Below are 17,616 nucleotides of genomic sequence, written 5' to 3'. Positions count from 1 at the left end.
GCTTATTTGCTAACAATTTGCTAACAACAACTAGAAAAAAAATTATTCGCTAAATATCGCGTCTTCTGCAGTGCTCGCAATCTTAGAATAAATCTCAGGCATTAGGTGCATATAGATGTCTGTTACGGTCGCGGAAGAATGGCCCACAACGCCTTGAATATCGTTTCGGTGGACTCCCTGGTTTTTCAGTAGGGTAGCGAAGCTATGGCGAAGGTCGTGAAATCTGATCTTCTTTGTTATTCCTGCAGCCTTAATTGCTTTGTGGAACTGTATCCTTGAGATGTGGGGGGCATCGTAGAGATTACCTTCTTTCTTTATCAAAAAGATGAATTCAGAGCCTTCGGGCGCACTTAATTGCAGGTTCAGCAGCGCTGCATGAAGCTTATCAGATATGCCAACTACGCGCCTGCTGGTATTAGATTTCGGAGTATCAATCACGCCCATAACAATATTTTGGCGGACATAGATAAACCTTTTTTCGAGGTCGATATCAGACCAGCGCAAGGCCAATATTTCACCACGTCGCAGGCCAGTTAGTGCAGCTATCATAAAGAACGTTTTAAAGGCTCTTGTGCCGTATCAAACAGGAGCTTAATTTCTTGTGGGGTTAATACTTCGGTTTCTTGCTTCTCTTGCCTTGGCGGTTTAACATACTCAGCAGGGTTTTGCTTTAAGTATCCATCAATGCAGGCAGTCTTCAGTATTGCCTTTAAAACGACCAGGTGATACTGGATAGAGCGTGGGGATAGTTTATGTTCTTGCTTCTGGCCTTCCTCGTGCTCTTTTGATATAAACTCCTTAATAGCTGCAGTTGTGATGTTGGTTAGCTTATAGTTGCCAAAATGGGGGATTGAGCGGGCGGGATTGCTACCGCCAACAGAAAAGCATTATAAACTGCACCCTCTTCTTGAAACCGCTATTGAAGAATTAGCAAGCAAAAGTGAAAGCAAGCAGGTTTTGGCTGCTAAGCTAATAAGGGTCATAGCTGAAGATGCTTAGCTAGGCCTAGATAGAATGGCCATCAAGAATCTCTCTTCAACTTCTTCTTCGTTTTTGCAACCGCTTATATCAATATTTGACTTTAACAAGACATTAACTGCCGATCTTACCAGTTCTGTATTGGCCAATTTTCGCCCACCGGTTATTCTAGCCTTTAGGCTCAGCGCTTCTAAGCCCTCAAACATATCTGGCGGCATGGTTATTGGTACCCGCATACAGCTACTTCTATCACTTATGGTAATCACCCCTTTGTTCCTTTGTGCTAATCTTCTATATCGGTGACTCGAATCCTTCAAGATAATGAGACTGATTGTATATATGCCAATGCATTAAGAAGTAAGCAATGTTATCCTTGAGTAAATACTTATCTGTTTTTAAAATGAGTTTATTAACAACCCAATAAAATTATGACTGAAAAACAAAAACAATTATGGGGAGCAGCAAATGTATTCGTATTTATACTTATTAAATAAGCTCTAATCTTTATAAGGATTCAATTTATGAATAATAACACAAATAACAACGCGACAAAAGAGCAGGAACGCACAGAACTGCATCGCGCTATCTGGCAGATTGCCAATGATTTGCGCGGCAGCGTCGACGGGTGGGATTTCAAACAATATGTCTTGGGAATGCTTTTTTACCGCTTCATTAGCGAAAATCTCACCAGCTACATCAATGAAGACGAACGTCGTAGCGGTAATAAAGACTTTGATTACGCCAACCTTACGGATGAGAAAGCGGAGTTTGGTCGTACCGATACGGTAAAGGAAAAAGGGTTCTATATTTTACCTAGCGAGCTTTTTGTTAATGTCCGCGCCAAGGCGCGCCACGACGCCAACCTTAACGAAACGCTGGCCGCAGTGTTTCGCAACATTGAAAATTCGGCCAAAGGTTCTGACAGTGAAGACGATCTCAAAGGCTTGTTTGATGACCTTGACGTCAACTCCAGCAAACTCGGCAATACGGTAGAAAAAAGAAACCAACAACTGGTGAAACTTTTAGAAGCAATTGGAGATCTGCGGCTGGGCAATTACTATGACAATACGATCGACGCTTTTGGCGACGCCTATGAGTTTTTGATGACCATGTACGCTTCCAACGCGGGCAAGTCCGGAGGAGAATTTTTTACCCCGCAGGAAGTAAGTGAACTGCTGGCCTGTATCGCGACCGTCGGTAAAAAGGAAGTCAACAAGGTCTATGACCCGGCTTGCGGTTCCGGTTCGCTACTTTTGAAGTTTGCCAAGATTCTCGGCAAGGAAAACGTGCGAATAGGATTCTTTGGGCAGGAGAGCAACCTGACCACCTACAACCTGTGTCGCATCAATATGTTTTTGCATGATATCAACTATAATCACTTTGATATTGCACACGGCGATACGCTTACCGACCCGAAGCATTGGGATGACGAGCCCTTTGAGGCGATAGTCTCCAATCCGCCCTATTCCATCAAATGGGATGGTGATAACAATACGCTTCTCATAAATGACCCGCGTTTTTCACCGGCGGGAGTATTGGCGCCAAAGAGCAAGGCCGACCTTGCTTTTACCATGCACATGCTCTCCTGGCTTTCCACCAGCGGCACGGCGGCAATCGTTGAATTTCCCGGAGTGCTCTATCGCGGCGGCGCGGAGCAGAAGATTCGCAAATATCTGGTAGATAATAACTACATCGATACCGTCATCCAGCTTCCGCCCGATCTTTTCTTTGGCACGACCATCGCCACCTGCATCATCGTTCTCAAAAAGAGCAAGAAGGACAATAAAACGCTGTTCATTGACGCGTCAGCCGAATTTGTGCGCGGAGGAAATAAAAACAAACTGAGCGATGAAAACCGCGAAAAGATATTAAACGCGTTTATTGAGCGCGCCGACATAGAACATTTTGCAAAGCTGGCGGATAACAAAACCATTGAAGAAAACGAATATAACATCGCGGTATCCACTTATGTGGCGCAAAAAGACACCCGCGAGGTGATTGATATCAAAAAACTAAATGCCGAAATTTCCGGCATCGTTGCCCGGCAGAATGAACTCCGCAAAGCAATTGATGAGATAGTGGCGGACCTGGAGGGAAGCCGATAATGAAAGATGTAAAGAAACCTTCAAAGAAACAGCTTGCCCGTTCTTCTGCGGCTGAATACCTCACATATATCTCGGCAGTAGGTGATAGTCGGCAAAGTATTGAACTGCGGTACGAGAATGAAAATATCTGGATGACGCAGAAAATGATGGCGGAATTGTACGGGGTGAGCGTTTCCGCTATAAATCAGCATATTAAAAAACTTTTTAATGACAGCGAGTTGAATAATTCAGTTATTAAGCGATACTTAATAACTGCCTCTGATGGTAAGAACTACGATACCGTGCATTACAATCTTCAAGCGATTATCTCTGTCGGTTTTAAAATAGAAAACGAGCGGGCGGTCCAGTTTCGTAAGTGGGCGAGGGAAATTGTTAAAGACTACACCATCAAGGGCTTCGCGATGGATGATGATCGCCTGAAACAAGGCGGGAGTATTTTATCCAAGCAATTTTTTGAGGAATTATTAACCCGTATCCGCGAGATTCGGCTTTCGGAAAGAAAATTTTATCAAAAAATTACAGATATTTATGCTACGGCGATTGATTATGATTATACAGCCGAATCCACGAAACGTTTTTTTGCTACTGTGCAAAATAAACTGCATTGGGCGATTCATGGGCAGACGGCGGCCGAGGTGATTGCAGCACGGGCAAGTGCTGATAAGGAACACATGGGATTAACTACTTGGAAAGACGCTCCAGAAGGGAAAATACAAAAATTTGATGTGTCAATCGCGAAGAATTATCTCAAAAAAATTGAGCTTGCAGGTCTGGAGCGCATCGTTTCGGCATATCTGGATATTGCTGAAGATATGGCAGTGCGAAAAATCCCTATGACGATGAGTGACTGGGAAGAGCGTCTGGACAGATTTATCGTCATGACCGATCGTGAAGTGCTTCGCGACAGCGGGAAAATATCCCATGAACTAGCCAAAGAGTTCGCAGAAAGTGAATTCGAAAAATACCGCATCACGCAGGATGGTGTTTTTGAAAGCGACTTTGACCGGTTTATCTCGTCGGATGATTTTCATGAAATGGAAAAAAGACTGGAGAGCGGAAAAAAGTCAACTAAACAAGATCCTGAATCAGGAAGATCATCATGAATAGATCATTGAATAAGGTCGAAAAACTGATCGCCGAGCTCTGCCCAGAAGGGGTGGGGTTAAAGAGTATTGGTGAAATCTGCCAAATCAATCGTGGCAGAGTCATGTCAAAAGATTACCTCAGAAATAATGTTGGCGAGTATCCGGTGTATTCATCTCAAACAGTCGACGATGGTGTTTTTGGACGCATCAATACTTACGACTATGACGGAGAATACCTGACATGGACAACTGACGGAGCAAACGCCGGTTCAATTTTCTACCGCAAGGGTAAATTTAGCATTACAAATGTTTGCGGTCTTTTGAAAGTTAAAGTTGACGGTGTAAATACGAAGTTCCTCTTATATATCTTAGCGACAGTTTCTAAAAAATACGTTAGCGCCGGAATGGGAAACCCAAAAATCATGAGTAATGCAATGGAGAAAATCAAAATTCCCATCATACCCCTTGCAACCCAAGAAGAGATTGTGAAAATTCTGGATACCTTTACAGAGCTAGAAGCAGAGCTAGAAGCAGAGCTAGAAGCAAGAAAGAAGCAATATGAATATTATCGGGATGAGTTGTTGACGTTTGGGGAGGGTGTAGAGCGGAAGACGTTGGGGGAGGTTGTTCATTATCCAAAAAATCGAATATCATTTGATAGTGTTGATAATACAAACTACGTTGGTGTTGATAATTTATTACAAAACAAACAAGGCAAAATTGAGTCAAACTATGTACCGACTTCAGGTAATTTAATTGAGTATAAAATCAATGATGTTCTTATTGGAAATATTCGACCATATCTTAAAAAAATATGGTTGTCTACTAACAACGGAGGCACAAACGGGGATGTTATTGTTATTCGAATTAATGATGAAGATAAAGAAGGATTTATTCCGAGGTTCCTATATTTTTTATTGTCTTCTGATAAATTTTTTGACTACGATATGCAATTTGCAAAAGGAGCGAAAATGCCACGTGGGGATAAAGATGCTATCTTAAAATACAATATCCCCGTTCCACCGCTCGTTGAACAAGAACGAATCGTTTCAATTCTCGACAAATTCGATGCGCTGGTTAATGATATATCAGCCGGCTTACCGGCAGAACTCAATGCACGGCGCAAACAATACGAATATTACCGGGACAAGCTGCTCACATTTAAACCGTTGGAAAAAGAACATGCCAAACAATAAAAGATACAATCTTGTAGCGGAAAATCCTCAAAGCACGGTGGTGGCCGAATACGCTGCCGAATACCGTACCGCCAAAGCGTATCAGAGTGAGGCGGAACTGGAGCGCGCTTTTATTGAGCAGTTAGAGTCACAGGCGTATGAGCATCTGTCCATCACTTCCGAAGCCGATTTGGTTCTCAATTTGCGCAAACAACTGGAGAAGCTGAACGGCTTCACTTTTTCCGATGCAGAATGGGCGTCGTTTTTTACCGGAGAGATTGCAAATCCCAACCAGAGTATTGCCGAGAAGACGACCACCATTCAGGAAGACTACATCAAAAATCTAAAACGGGATGACGGAACAGTAAAAAATATCTATCTGCTCCGCAAAGACAAGATACACGAAAACAACTTGCAGGTTATCAACCAATACTCCACCGAAGAAGGACAAAGAGCGAACCGTTACGATGTAGCGCTTCTAGTCAATGGCCTGCCGCTCGTGCATATTGAGCTGAAACGGCGTGGGGTAGCGATCCAGGAAGCGTTTAATCAGATTAACCGCTACCAGCGCGAGAGTTTTTGGGCCGGATCGGGACTCTTCGAGTATGTGCAGTTATTTGTGGTTTCCAACGGTACACACACCAAATACTACAGCAACACCACGCGCTCGGAACATATCAAAGAATCAAGTGAAGGTGCCGTCAAGAAAGGCAAACGTTCCAGCAACAGCTTTGAGTTCACGAGCTGGTGGGCGGACGCGACCAATAGACCCATTACAGACCTTGTGGATTTTACCAAAACCTTTCTCGCCAAACACGCGCTTTTAAATATTCTCACACGCTACTGCGTGTTTACCACTGAGAAACAGCTTTTGGCGATGCGGCCTTATCAGATAGTGGCAACCGAGAAAATTCTGAATAAAATCGAAATCAGCACCAACTACAAAAAACTCGGCTCCGTGGGGGCCGGCGGTTACATCTGGCACACAACCGGTTCGGGCAAGACCCTGACCAGTTTCAAAACCGCCCAACTGGCAAGTAAATTGCCCTATGTTGATAAAGTGCTTTTTGTCGTTGACCGTAAAGACCTTGATTACCAGACCATGCGCGAATACGACAAGTTTGCAAAAGGCGCGGCCAACAGCAATACAAGTACGGCGATATTAAAACGTCAGCTCGAAGACCCCAACGCGCGCATTATTATCACAACAATTCAAAAACTCGACCGGTTCATCGGACGGAATAAAGGACATACGATTTTTGACGGCCATATCGTGCTTATATTTGATGAATGCCACCGCTCGCAATTCGGCGATATGCACACCGCCATTACCAAAGCGTTTAAAAACTACCATCTTTTCGGCTTTACCGGAACACCGATCTTTGCTGTGAATGCCCCTTCAGGAGGCCGTCCTGATTTTAAGACCACCGAGCAGGCTTTTGGCGATAAATTGCACACATACACCATCGTGGACGCCATTGCCGACAAGAATGTTTTACCTTTCAAAGTGGATTATGTTTCCACCGTGCGCGAAGCCGAGGACATCGAAGACAAGAAAGTGCGCGACATCGACCGGGAAGCAGTGCTTGCGGCGCCGAAGCGATTAGAAAATATCGTGCGGTATATCATGGAACACTTTAATCAGAAGACGAAACGGAATTACAGATCTTTTACCCATAGTGTTACTACAAATATTGAGGAGATTGTGACGGCAAAAGATAGATCCAAAGTTGAAAGGATTATGGAGAAAATCCGATTATCGGGCTTTAACTCTATTTTCGCCGTTTCGTCCATCGATGTGGCAAAAAAATACTATACTGAATTCACAAAACAGTTAGCAGACGTGCCAAGCGATAAAAAACTCAAAATAGCGCTTATTTACAGCTTTGGCGTAAACGATGAAGAAATCGACGGCGTCATAGACGAAAACTCCGAAGATACCAGCGGGTTGGACAAAAGTTCAAGGGATTTTCTCGAAAATGCCATCAAAGACTACAACGCCATGTTTGGGACTTCGTATGACACCTCTTCCGATAAATTTCAGAATTACTATAAAGATGTCAGCGAACGGGTGAAAAACCGTGAGGTTGATATTCTGCTGGTAGTCAATATGTTTCTGACGGGCTTTGACGCGACGACGCTCAATACCTTGTGGGTGGACAAAAATCTGCGTTTACATGGTTTGTTGCAGGCATATTCTCGCACCAATCGTATCTTAAACACCGTCAAGACATTCGGAAACATTGTTTGCTTCCGTAATCTGGAAAAAGCGACCAATGAATCCATTGCCCTCTTTGGCGATAAAGAAGCCAGCGGGATTGTGCTTTTAAAATCGTATGACGAGTATTACAACGGCTACAAAGACGGCGACAAAGAAGTTCGCGGCTATGCCAGTCTGGTTCAAGAGCTGTTGGATAAATTTCCAGTTGGCGAGCGGATTATTGGGGAACAAAATCAAAAGGATTTCATCAGGCTCTATAGCGCGATTTTGCGGGTGAGAAATATCCTGGTTGCATTTGATGAATTTGCCGGTAATGAAATTTTAACCGAGCGGGACATTCAGGATTATCACAGCGCCTACATCGACCTCTATAATGAATTTCGCAAGGCAGGTGAAGGCGAAAAGGAAAATATCATCGATGATATCGTGTTTGAAATGGAGCTCATTAAACAAATTGAGATCAATATTGATTATATTTTAGCGCTTGTTAAAAAGTACCACGAGGACCACATCAAGAACCGCGAACTGCTTGTTGACATTAACAAGGCAATCGACTCAAGCGTTGAACTGCGCAACAAAAAAGACCTTATCAACCAGTTTATCGCTTCGCTTGATATCCATTCGGTCGTGGATGAAGACTGGCAGAAGTATGTGGAGAAGAAAAAGATTGAAGAACTGGAAGAGATTATTAAGCACGAAAACCTTGACCACGACGAAACCTATAAATTTGTGCGAAACGCGTTTCGTAACGGCAGTGTTGAAACCACAGGAACCGCTTTAGCGAAAGCTTTGCCGCCGGTGTCACGCTTTTCTCCCGGAGGAGAGCGTTCCAAAAAGCGCGAGAGCGTTTTGGGCAAATTGACACGCTTCTTTGAACGGTTCTTTGATATTTCCGGAGGGCGTTTGTAACAATATACAAAAGCAAAGAATTGATGTGACGCGATATTTTCATTGGAATAGCCTCAAGCCTTGCCAAATTGATAATGTGGATGATGTTGAGAAATCATTTAGTGAGTTTTGGGCAAGTGCGCGCTCAGAGACTTTAACCGATCTTCGACAGTAAATAGGCATTTTTACCCTACCTAAAATCTAAAGCACCAGCTCAGCCGTCTGCAGAGTGCCAGAAACGCTGAAAAAGCGTAGGCACACGTTTACCAGTTATTACCTTGACTATTAAGGTATGCTTGCCCTACCATATAGGCATGTATTTAAGAACTATCAGCCGCAAGAACAAAGACGGCTCAGTTGTGCGCTATCTTCAGCTCGCACATAACGAGAGAAACGAAAAAGGCCAAGCCCAGGCCAATGTGGTCTACTCTTTCGGCAGAGAAGATAAGCTTGACCGGGATGCCCTCGCGCGTCTAGTAAAAAGCATCTCCAGGTTTTTAGAGCCCGGTGTAGCCCTTGAGGCAGGCGCAGCCCCGGATATCTCATTTATCTCGTCAAAGCCATATGGGACGGCCTATCTAATGGATACACTCTGGGAGCGAGTAGGTATCGCATCAGCCATAGGCGAGCTTCTCAAAAACAGGCGCTTTGATACCGATGTCGAGCGCACCCTCTTTGCTCTCGTCGCCAACCGGGCAATTAACCCGCTTGTCGAAGCTCTCAGCCGTCTCCTGGATAAAAGACGACGTGGTGATTGAGAACATATCAGAGGCAACCGACGACCACGCCTACCGCGCAATGGATTTTTTGCTCGAAGCCGACGAGGCCATACAAAAGCAAGTCTTCTTCTCTGTCGCCAACTTGCTTAACTTAGAAGTCGATCTGCTCTTTTTCGACACCACCTCCACTTACTTCGAGGCGGGCGAAGACGAGTTTCGAAAATACGGCAATACAAAAGACCACCGAGAGGATAGTCCCCAGGTAGTGGTGGGCCTTGCGGTAACACGTGAGGGGATCCCGGTTCGCTCCTGGACGTTTCAGGGAAACACCGCCGATATGTCCCTCGTCGAGCGGATTAAGGATGATCTTCGGGACTGGAAACTGGGCAGGGTCATCATGGTGGTGGATAGAGGCTTTACCTCAGAGGAAAACTTGCGCTACATGCAACGAGCAGGCGGCGGCTACATCGCCGGGGAAAAACTTCGATCGGGGAGCCCGTTAGCGGAAGAAGCCCTCTCGCGGGCCGGTAGATTCAGGCAGGTAAAAGACAACCTCAAGGTAAAAGAGATCGTGGTCGGAAATGGAGAGCGGCGAAAGCGCTATATACTCTGCTACAACCCGGCTGAAGCTAAAAAGGACAAAGAGATGCGCGAGCACACCATCTCACGGTTAAAGAACGAGCTTGCCAACATCAAACAGCTCAAAGGAGCCCCGCACAAAAAAGCGGCGTGCGAGCTACGCAGCAACAAAAGCATGGGGCGGTACCTTAAACAAAAAGCAGACGGCACGCTCTCAATCAACAAGGCCAAGATAAAGGCCGAAGAACGACTCGACGGCAAGTTCCTGCTTTCAACCTCAGATGACACGCTCTCTTCCGAAGACACAAGCCCTTGGCTACAGGCAACTCTTAGAAGTCGAGCGGGGGTTTAAGGATCTAAAACACACCCTTGAGCTTCGCCCCGTTCATCATAGAAAAGAGGACCGTATACGTGCGCACGTTACCTTATACTTCTTAGCTCTGCTTATCATTCGCATAGCTGAAATCAAAACAAAGAAGACCTGGAGAACAATCAAAACAGAACTAAACCGTTTGCACCTTGGCGAGTTTTCCGGCCCTGCGGGCAGAGTTCTGCAGCGAACAGAGACGACGCCGCTGCAAAAAGCGATATTTGCCGATCTAAAGATCAAAGAGCCGCCGAAGTTCTTCGAGATAACCCCGTAGGCACTACACGCATTTTAGCCACCCTCTATCCTTGCTGGATAACGCCCTGTTTGGGGCCGCGTTTGTCTACTGACTGTCGAAGTTCGGTGTATAAGTGGCAAACAAACCTAAGCATTTAAGGCATATTATCTGCAGGCCGATCATTTAATATAAGCGAATGTTGCTTTTTTCGGCTCGATATGGGTATATTTTTATTGCGGCACGATACGGGCTGCTTGGACACTAAATTGCCCCACTCTAAACACAGCAGGCAAATCAGAACAGCGTTAATGTAACAACTCAAGAATATCAAGGAAGCTAATACATAGACCCCGTATCAAGTAGTTAGAATGGGAGGTAGGCTTAGTGAGTGATGAAAAATATATGCACTCACCAATTGTAGAGGCCGTATGTGAGTTTCAGTTTGAACCTGATTCTCCCTGGGACTCTGTAATGCCGGGTCTTATATACGGGGAAGTCAAAGATGATTTTTCAAAACGTCAACAAGCAAAGGGCTTTGCTTTGGGTTTTACGATTGCCCCAGAAGAGGTGAGACAGCAGGTTCAACAAATCGATAGAATACAGTTTCTGTCCGAAGATGAGAAATCTTTAATTCAGGTTGGCCCGCAAGCTCTCTCTGTTCATAAGCTTGCTCCGTATAAATCTTGGGAGGATTTCCTGCCATTAATTGAGAAAGGTCTCACGGCTTACCGAAATATAGTAAATCCAAAGCAAATCCACCGAATAGGCCTCAGGTATATTAATCGCATTGAGTTCGAATCCGAACAAGTTAATCTTGAACAGTATTTTGAGTTTCGCCCGTTTATTGGAGATAAGGTGCAGGAAAAAATGCCTCAAGGGTATGGGCCTTTTATAACCGGTGTGCAAATACCGTATGAAGATGCGAGAGACGTCTTAAAGCTTGAATTAGTGAATGCTACACCTGAAACATCTACTAAAAGTAGCGCGATATTGCTCGATCTTGATTATTTTCTTATAAAGCCAAGAGAAGTTGGCTTCGAGGCTGTTAATGATTGGGTTAATAATGCACATGATCGTATTGAAGATATTTTTAAGGCAAGCATAAGCGAAGAGCTTAAGCAAAGGTTTAGAGGAGAGGCGTAATGTCAACCGCATCGACTGTCTTAGCATATACAGGCAAAATTCAGCCAAATTTGCGGCATACTTCAGTCACTTCAATACTCAAAAAGGCTTTAGATTGGCTAGCACCAGAAGAACAGCCAGCGTCTGGAGTCATCATATGCTTAGAGGAGAGCATGCCTGTCTCTGCATCTGCTGTGCAGGGGCTTAAGAAAGTCATGGAATGGAAGGATATAGGAACAACAACAGCTCGTATCTCTCAGCAAGAGAAGTTATTGCTCGAAAAAATGTATGACCTTAGGGGCGGCACTGAGGTTATGGGCTTAATAGAGAAACAACCGTTTCTTTCTACGTTGCTAATTGATGCTTACAGAAAGGTTTTGAGCTACTTTCCGGAGGCACACCGTTATCTTGATGTTATAAGAGACCCAGAATCACCTGAAGGTAGCAGGCTGGCGCTATACATTGCAACAACCCTTGCACCTGAAGAAGCTGTGGAGCGACTTGAGCAATTTGATGAGGATTGGTGGCTAGATACAATAGATAATACGCGAGGAAAACTAATCATTGATGTGGAGGTATAATGGCTTTTAATTGGTCAGAATACCTAGCTTTAGCCCAGGAACTCCCTAAGAAATCATCAAGCTCCGGAAATATGGAAGCAAAATTGCGATCAGCGATCAGTCGGGCATACTATGCAGCTTACTGTAAGTCTCGCAACCACATGCAGCATAAAGACATGAAATCCTTTCCGTCTTACAAAGTAAACAAACATGATTTTGTTAAGCAGCACTTCTTAAACGATACAGATAAAGCTAGAAAATCCATAGGAGCAAATTTAGATCGATTAAGAGAAGAACGGAATAAAGCTGACTACGATAACAGCTTTAAAGGCAACTTGCTTAATACGACCCAAAAATCGATAAGCCAGACTCAAAAGCTGTTTTCAAAGTTAAGCAGCTTATAAGGTTGAATATAAGCAGAGCCGCTCAAGGCATAGTTTCGCCATTGAGCAACTTCTAACATAGAAGGCAAAATACACATACGATAAGCGTAAGGGTAAGAATTCCTGTGTCGGCAATTAAAGCCTGTCTAGATCACAAGTGTCCATTTTTGCTAACATTTTGCTAACAGCACTGACAAACAAGCATGGATAAGCACGGACACTAAGTAATAACTACGGCTATTTACCTGCTTAAATGCAAATGACTAACAACGGATATTCAGAGAAAAGAATGGTTTACCAGGGATAATGCAAAGATTAGAACTTCTAATCCGAGGGTCATAGGTTCGAATCCTATCGGGCGTGCAGTATAAGAACCCTAATCGCGAGCATAAAAAAGACCGCGCCCAGGGTCGCAGTCTTATCTGTCGCAAGGTGTGTCCGTGACTATTACCTGCTCAGAGCGCCGACAAACAGCGCGATGATGCCGATTACCAGGAGTATTGCCAATAAGAACAGCGCGATGAGCGGGATGAAAAAAGTCCAGACCGCTCGGGCCGTCGAGAAATTGTAATTCTCGCGGACGCCTATTATCGTCAACACTATGGTCCAGATGGTAAAGGGCAGCGAGATGAGTCCGTAGAGCGATATGCCGATGCCCATTACATAGTCGAGCAGGCTAAACGGAGTCGAGATGATCATCGGGAAGCTTGCGAAACCGACCGCGCTGACGAGTCCCGGAAATTCACCTTTTCCTTTGAGCAATGATGCGATGAGATGGAGTATTCCGGCATAGACGACCAACCACAACAAGCTGAAAAACGGGGTTCCGACGATGGTAAAGACTATGATGGAACGCGGGCTGAACATGGGCAGACCGCTTATCTCCGGTATTTGTTCAAACGAGTTAAGTGAACCCGGTATTGAAGCGAACGCCCCGATCCAGGCTACCGCGACATATATAAGTATGCCGGCGGCGACGAGCTTGTGTTTGGCGACGTAGCGCAGAGTCTCGACCGGGTTGGCGATTACGCCGTAGAGCAGCTCGGTCGTCGTGCGCTTTTCGGGTTTCTCATGCGGCTCTTCAATTATGGGATGGTCGAGCCGCTCAGGGGTCGCATGGTCTCCGGTGCCGGCTTGTTCTTCGCTTTGGCCCGGCTCAGCTCGAGGTTCTTGAGGCTCGATGAACCGCCCCTCGGCTCTCATCGTGTCGCCTTCGCCGCTCTCCAAGCGTTGCTCTCCATCGTTTTTACCGTGGTCGTTGTCCTTATCCAAGGCTACAGTCCTCCATTGTGCTTATATTGTGGTGTTCCGTAATTCGCGCGCAGGTGCTCCAGCATCATCAAGTCGCTTCCCAACACTTTTAGCTTGATAAGGTCGCGAATGTATAAGCCCGGGGCTGCGAAGACCTCCTCGAATAAGCCGGGCGCTCTATACTCTTCGACGATGGGGTCTTCGATTTTGGCGAGTTTTGCCGCCGTGTCGATGGCGGTGTCGTATCCGCCTAAAACATCGACTAGGCCGAGCTTCTTCGCCGTCGTGGCGGGGAAGAGTTCACCGGTAGCCAGCTCTTCTACCTTTTCTCGCTTGAGCTTACGTCCCTTCGCCACATCGTCGACGAACTGGTTATATACCTCGTCGGAGAGCGCTTGGTACTTTACTTCTTCCTCGGGCGTGAGTGTTCTCTGGAACATGTCTTTGTGCTTGCCCGACTTTATCGTCTGCAGTTTGATGCCGAGTTTGTCCAGGAGACCGGATAAATCGGGTATCTGCGAGATGACGCCGATGCTCCCGACCAAGCTTCCTCGTTTGGCGACTATCTTGTCGGCTTGCGAAGAAATATAGTACGCGCCCGAGGCGACCGTGTCGCCCGCAAATACGACCACCGGTTTCTCGCTCTCATCGACCATCTCGGCAATCTCTTGCGAGGCGCCGACCGCGCCGCCGCCGCTGTCTATCTTAAATATGATGGCGCCTACGGCAGGATTATCGTTGGCCGCCTCTAAGCGGTCTCTTACGAACTTCGGTGTGATACCGCCCCCCGCCGAAAGGAGCGACGCATCCTGGCCCTCGGCTATGGTCCCGCTCAAGCTGATAAACGCGATGACGTCGCCGTCTCCGCCGCGAACCTTGTCAATGCCACTGACGGCTATTGCGATGATGGCGACGAGCGAGACGGCAACGACGGCGACGATGCCCGATATTACGATGGTACTCTTTTTCACGAAAATCCTCCTCGTATGCTCTCTTGCGAAGTGGCAGATGTTTGACTCGACTTCTCTATGAATTGACTGTACCCAAAGCTTAAGATAGCTATCGTACGTAGTTCGTTGTGGCGCGCGCAAAATCCTCTTAGGCTCGAGACGTTTTACGACAATCACTCAGCTTATCGTCGCATTCGATGTCATCGCTTTGACGTCAAATGCTCGATATCCCCGCGCGATATAGGTCTTGGCGGGCATAGGTCTGCGCTGTCAGCGTCTGCCGGTCTCCACAAGGGCCGATACACGGCAATGAAAAGCGGTAAACCTTGAATAATCAACAAAATAGTTTTAAAATAAGATGGTTGCCGTCGTTTAGTGCGGCAAAACATGGTGATCGTAGCTCAATTGGTTAGAGCGTCGGACTGTGGCTCCGAAGGCTGTGGGTTCAAGTCCCATCGGTCACCCAGGAAAAAAGTCGCCCCCTAGGGGCTATTTTTTCTAGAGAGTCGATTCTCTCGCGGGCTCTCTAGGGATAGAGGGAATAGACGGGCACTTAGCTCAATTGGCAGAGCAGCGGACTCTTAATCCGGAGGTTACAGGTTCGATTCCTGTAGTGCCCACGTAAATACCGCCTTCATCGGCGGTATTCTCGACGAAACATGTTTCCGCTTCGAAGAGCCGGTTTAGGTCGTTCGGAGACCGGCACCGGGAATGCGAGGGTGGCGGAATTGGCAGACGCGCTAGACTTAGGATCTAGTGGGGCAACCTGTGGGGGTTCGAGTCCCCCCTCTCGCACAGATAGCCGGCGACGGCGGTATCGCATAAGGGCATGGGTTTTAGCATTGGTCGGAGTTTATCTAGCGCAAGCTCGGGCCGACAGCCAACAGCTATTATTCGTGTTCTTTCGTTTCATTCGGGCATAAAGAGTGATAGTAGTATAATGATAGACGTTACGTCTAAATGGGAGGCTAATCTTGAAGACTGAAATCGAGAAGTTGGAAGAGAAGAACACGGTACTTCTGACAGTGGAAGTATCGGTGGATACGTTTGGGCGGGCGATCGATGAGGCATATAAAAAGATATCGAACCAGGTAGTGATTGCGGGCTTCAGAAAGGGCAAGATACCTAAGACCATCATCGACAGCAGGGTAGGCAGGGAGTCGGTGCGGGAAGAAGCGCTCCAGTCGGCTTTGCCCAAGTACTATGTAGAGGCGCTCCGGGAGACAGGCTTGGATCCGGTAGACCAACCCGATGTGGATATCGTCCAAGTCGGAGATGACGTGCCGTTGAAGTTTACGGCTAAGGTAAAAATCAAGCCCGAGGTAGCGCTCGGAGACTATAAAGGCATTGAGGTTATCAAGCCGGCGATAGAGGCCGGCAAAGAAGAGGTCGATGAGCAACTCGACGCTCTTAGGAATAACTTCGCGAACCTGGAGCCGATTGAAGACAGGGCCGTGCAAAACGGAGACTACGCGCTCATAAATTTTGAGGGCTTTATCGATGGCGAGCCCTTTGACGGCGGCTCGGCCGAGGACTATCTATTGGAGATAGGCTCGGGAACCTTCATACCCGGCTTCGAAGAGCGGATTGTCGGTGTGAAAAAAGGCGAAGCCAAAGATGTGACCGTGACCTTTCCTAACGACTACGGTAGCGAACAGCTCGCGGGGAAAGAAGCGGTCTTCAAAATTCTCCTGAAAGAGATAAAGGAAAAGAAGCTCCAAGACCTCGATGATGACTTCGCAAAACAGGTCGGTTTCGATACGCTCGACGAATTGAAATCCGATATCGAAAAGAAGATTAGTGAGGTAAAGGCGAAGAACGTCGATGCCGAAGTAAGAGGAAGCGCGGTTGACAAAGTGACGGAGGCCGCCGAAGTCGAACTCCACGACGTCATGGTCGAGCAAGAACTCGACGTCATGGTCGAGGATTTCGGAGAAGAGGTAAAAAGGCAGGGCGTCGAACTCAACCAGTATCTGAAAATGGTCAACTCAAGCATCGAGGAGCTGCGAGCGGAATGGAACGAGCGAGCGCATCATAGGGTAAAAAGCCGTCTTGTTTTGGAAGCTATCGCCACGCAAGAGAAGATCGATGCCGGCGTCGAAGAGGTCGATAATGAAATGAAGAAAGTCGCGACAGCGACCGGGCGCGATTTTGAAGAGGTAAAACAGATATTCACGATGCAAGGCAATATGGGAGCACTCGCCACTAGAATAAAGCTCGCCAAGACCATCGATTGGCTGGTCGGACAAGCGAAGATAAAGACCGGCGAAGAACCGGAAGTTGAAGAAAAAGAGGATAAGAAGGCGACGGAGAGGAATACGAAGGCAGAGACTTCGACGAAGGTTTCGGAAGCGACCGAGGAAGAGAAGGGGACGGATTAATGAGCGAGATCATCACGAACCAGTTAATACCCATGGTTGTCGAACAGACGGCCAGAGGTGAAAGGGCTTACGATATCTACTCAAGATTGTTGACGGAGAGAATTATCTTTTTAGGTACTCCCGTCGATGACAATGTCGCCAACTTGGTAATCGCCCAGCTCCTTCATTTGGAGTCGGACGACCCCGAGAAGGATATCAGTATTTACATCAATAGCCCGGGCGGGGTTGTTACCGCCGCCCTGGCGATGTATGATACAATGCAATATATAAAGCCGGACGTATCAACTATCTGTATAGGTCAGGCAGCTAGCGCCGCGGCGCTTCTCTTGGCGGCGGGGGCGCCCAATAAAAGGTATGCTCTTACGAACGCCAGGATATTGATTCATCAGCCGCACGGTGGCGCGACCGGTCAAGCGGTCGATATCGAGATTCAGGCAAGAGAGATTTTGCGGACGCGAACGGTCCTCGACGAGATACTCGCTTCTCACACCGGGCAAACAGTGGAGAGGGTGCACAGCGACACGGACAGGGACTATATCATGACCGCAGCGGAAGCGAAAGATTACGGCATTGTTGACGAAGTCGTAACGCAACGCAAGAAGTAAGGGAGGTAG

The 17,616-nt window shown here is 46.7% G+C and carries 14 protein-coding genes, 3 tRNA genes and 1 pseudogene; 13 read left to right on the top strand and 5 right to left on the bottom strand.

The window, feature by feature from the left end; all coding sequences use genetic code 11:
• Positions 1–42: 42 nt before the first annotated feature.
• From KGZ93_03865 to KGZ93_03855, 3 genes are all read right to left on the bottom strand, one after another.
• Positions 43–549: a site-specific integrase gene (locus tag KGZ93_03865; protein ID MBS3908746.1), complete on the bottom strand. Its 507-nt coding sequence runs from the start codon at positions 547–549 to the stop codon at positions 43–45.
• On the bottom strand, positions 546–851 hold the full coding sequence (locus KGZ93_03860; protein ID MBS3908745.1) for a phage integrase SAM-like domain-containing protein: 306 nt from the start codon (positions 849–851) through the stop codon (positions 546–548). Before KGZ93_03860 ends, KGZ93_03865 begins: the two co-directional genes overlap by 4 nt.
• A gap of 144 nt (positions 852–995) precedes the next feature.
• Entirely contained in the window at positions 996–1,214 is a 219-nt protein-coding gene (locus KGZ93_03855; GenBank protein MBS3908744.1) for a hypothetical protein, read from the bottom strand.
• 285 nt (positions 1,215–1,499) lie between these two features.
• Between KGZ93_03855 and KGZ93_03850 the strand changes: the two genes are divergently transcribed.
• The 8 genes and pseudogenes from KGZ93_03850 to KGZ93_03815 all read left to right on the top strand — a co-directional run bounded on the left by KGZ93_03850 (position 1,500) and on the right by KGZ93_03815 (position 12,441).
• On the top strand, positions 1,500–3,083 hold the full coding sequence (locus KGZ93_03850) for a type I restriction-modification system subunit M (protein MBS3908743.1): 1,584 nt from the start codon (positions 1,500–1,502) through the stop codon (positions 3,081–3,083).
• Positions 3,083–4,186, top strand: coding sequence for a virulence RhuM family protein (locus KGZ93_03845; protein MBS3908742.1), 1,104 nt, complete (start codon positions 3,083–3,085; stop codon positions 4,184–4,186). Before KGZ93_03850 ends, KGZ93_03845 begins: the two co-directional genes overlap by 1 nt.
• An 8-nt stretch (positions 4,187–4,194) precedes the next feature.
• Positions 4,195–5,364: a restriction endonuclease subunit S gene (locus KGZ93_03840; GenBank protein ID MBS3908741.1), complete on the top strand. Its 1,170-nt coding sequence runs from the start codon at positions 4,195–4,197 to the stop codon at positions 5,362–5,364.
• The gene (locus KGZ93_03835; GenBank protein ID MBS3908740.1) at positions 5,351–8,473 is read left to right on the top strand and encodes a type I restriction endonuclease subunit R; all 3,123 of its coding nucleotides are present in this window, start codon (positions 5,351–5,353) and stop codon (positions 8,471–8,473) included. Before KGZ93_03840 ends, KGZ93_03835 begins: the two co-directional genes overlap by 14 nt.
• A 293-nt stretch (positions 8,474–8,766) precedes the next feature.
• Positions 8,767–10,394: pseudogene (locus KGZ93_03830) on the top strand (IS1634 family transposase).
• Between the two features lie 345 nt (positions 10,395–10,739).
• On the top strand, positions 10,740–11,498 hold the full coding sequence (locus KGZ93_03825; GenBank protein MBS3908739.1) for a TIGR04255 family protein: 759 nt from the start codon (positions 10,740–10,742) through the stop codon (positions 11,496–11,498).
• Positions 11,498–12,058 carry a hypothetical protein gene (locus KGZ93_03820; protein ID MBS3908738.1) on the top strand — a complete coding sequence of 187 codons (561 nt, stop codon included), beginning with the start codon at positions 11,498–11,500 and terminating at the stop codon, positions 12,056–12,058. Before KGZ93_03825 ends, KGZ93_03820 begins: the two co-directional genes overlap by 1 nt.
• Positions 12,058–12,441 (top strand): hypothetical protein, encoded by a 384-nt coding sequence (locus KGZ93_03815; GenBank protein ID MBS3908737.1) that lies wholly within the window; start codon positions 12,058–12,060, stop codon positions 12,439–12,441. Before KGZ93_03820 ends, KGZ93_03815 begins: the two co-directional genes overlap by 1 nt.
• Before the next feature lie 426 nt (positions 12,442–12,867).
• Here KGZ93_03815 and KGZ93_03810 read toward each other — a convergent pair whose 3' ends face one another.
• Positions 12,868–13,692 (bottom strand): YIP1 family protein, encoded by an 825-nt coding sequence (locus KGZ93_03810; protein ID MBS3908736.1) that lies wholly within the window; start codon positions 13,690–13,692, stop codon positions 12,868–12,870.
• 2 nt (positions 13,693–13,694) lie between these two features.
• The gene (gene sppA, locus KGZ93_03805) at positions 13,695–14,642 is read right to left on the bottom strand and encodes a signal peptide peptidase SppA (GenBank protein ID MBS3908735.1); all 948 of its coding nucleotides are present in this window, start codon (positions 14,640–14,642) and stop codon (positions 13,695–13,697) included.
• A gap of 369 nt (positions 14,643–15,011) precedes the next feature.
• On the opposite strand from sppA, the gene KGZ93_03800 reads away from it, so the two are divergent.
• The 5 genes from KGZ93_03800 (at position 15,012) to clpP (ending at position 17,607) form a co-directional block, all read left to right on the top strand.
• A tRNA-His gene (locus tag KGZ93_03800) sits at positions 15,012–15,085 on the top strand.
• Positions 15,086–15,168: 83 nt separating this feature from the next.
• Positions 15,169–15,241, top strand: a tRNA-Lys gene (locus KGZ93_03795).
• A 93-nt stretch (positions 15,242–15,334) separates the two neighbouring features.
• Positions 15,335–15,416, top strand: a tRNA-Leu gene (locus KGZ93_03790).
• Positions 15,417–15,595: 179 nt separating this feature from the next.
• Positions 15,596–17,002: a trigger factor gene (gene tig / locus KGZ93_03785; GenBank protein ID MBS3908734.1), complete on the top strand. Its 1,407-nt coding sequence runs from the start codon at positions 15,596–15,598 to the stop codon at positions 17,000–17,002.
• Positions 17,002–17,607 carry an ATP-dependent Clp endopeptidase proteolytic subunit ClpP gene (clpP, locus tag KGZ93_03780; GenBank protein ID MBS3908733.1) on the top strand — a complete coding sequence of 202 codons (606 nt, stop codon included), beginning with the start codon at positions 17,002–17,004 and terminating at the stop codon, positions 17,605–17,607. Before tig ends, clpP begins: the two co-directional genes overlap by 1 nt.
• The last annotated feature ends 9 nt before the right edge of the window (positions 17,608–17,616 follow it).

It is taken from the genome of Actinomycetota bacterium, from assembly GCA_018333515.1.
Classification (GTDB): Bacteria; Actinomycetota; Aquicultoria; order Aquicultorales; family Aquicultoraceae; genus Aquicultor.
This window is presented reverse-complemented; position numbering and strand designations above follow the sequence as displayed.

Excerpts from the sequence above, each read along its gene's own strand:
- KGZ93_03865 (MBS3908746.1), bottom strand. The coding sequence starts at position 549 with ATGATAGCTGCACTAACTGGCCTGCGACGTGGTGAAATATTGGCCTTG.
- KGZ93_03855 (MBS3908744.1), bottom strand. The coding sequence starts at position 1,214 with ATGCGGGTACCAATAACCATGCCGCCAGATATGTTTGAGGGCTTAGAA.
- KGZ93_03850 (MBS3908743.1), top strand. The coding sequence starts at position 1,500 with ATGAATAATAACACAAATAACAACGCGACAAAAGAGCAGGAACGCACA.
- KGZ93_03845 (MBS3908742.1), top strand. The coding sequence starts at position 3,083 with ATGAAAGATGTAAAGAAACCTTCAAAGAAACAGCTTGCCCGTTCTTCT.
- KGZ93_03835 (MBS3908740.1), top strand. The coding sequence starts at position 5,351 with ATGCCAAACAATAAAAGATACAATCTTGTAGCGGAAAATCCTCAAAGC.
- KGZ93_03820 (MBS3908738.1), top strand. The coding sequence starts at position 11,498 with ATGTCAACCGCATCGACTGTCTTAGCATATACAGGCAAAATTCAGCCA.
- KGZ93_03815 (MBS3908737.1), top strand. The coding sequence starts at position 12,058 with ATGGCTTTTAATTGGTCAGAATACCTAGCTTTAGCCCAGGAACTCCCT.
- clpP (MBS3908733.1), top strand. The coding sequence starts at position 17,002 with ATGAGCGAGATCATCACGAACCAGTTAATACCCATGGTTGTCGAACAG.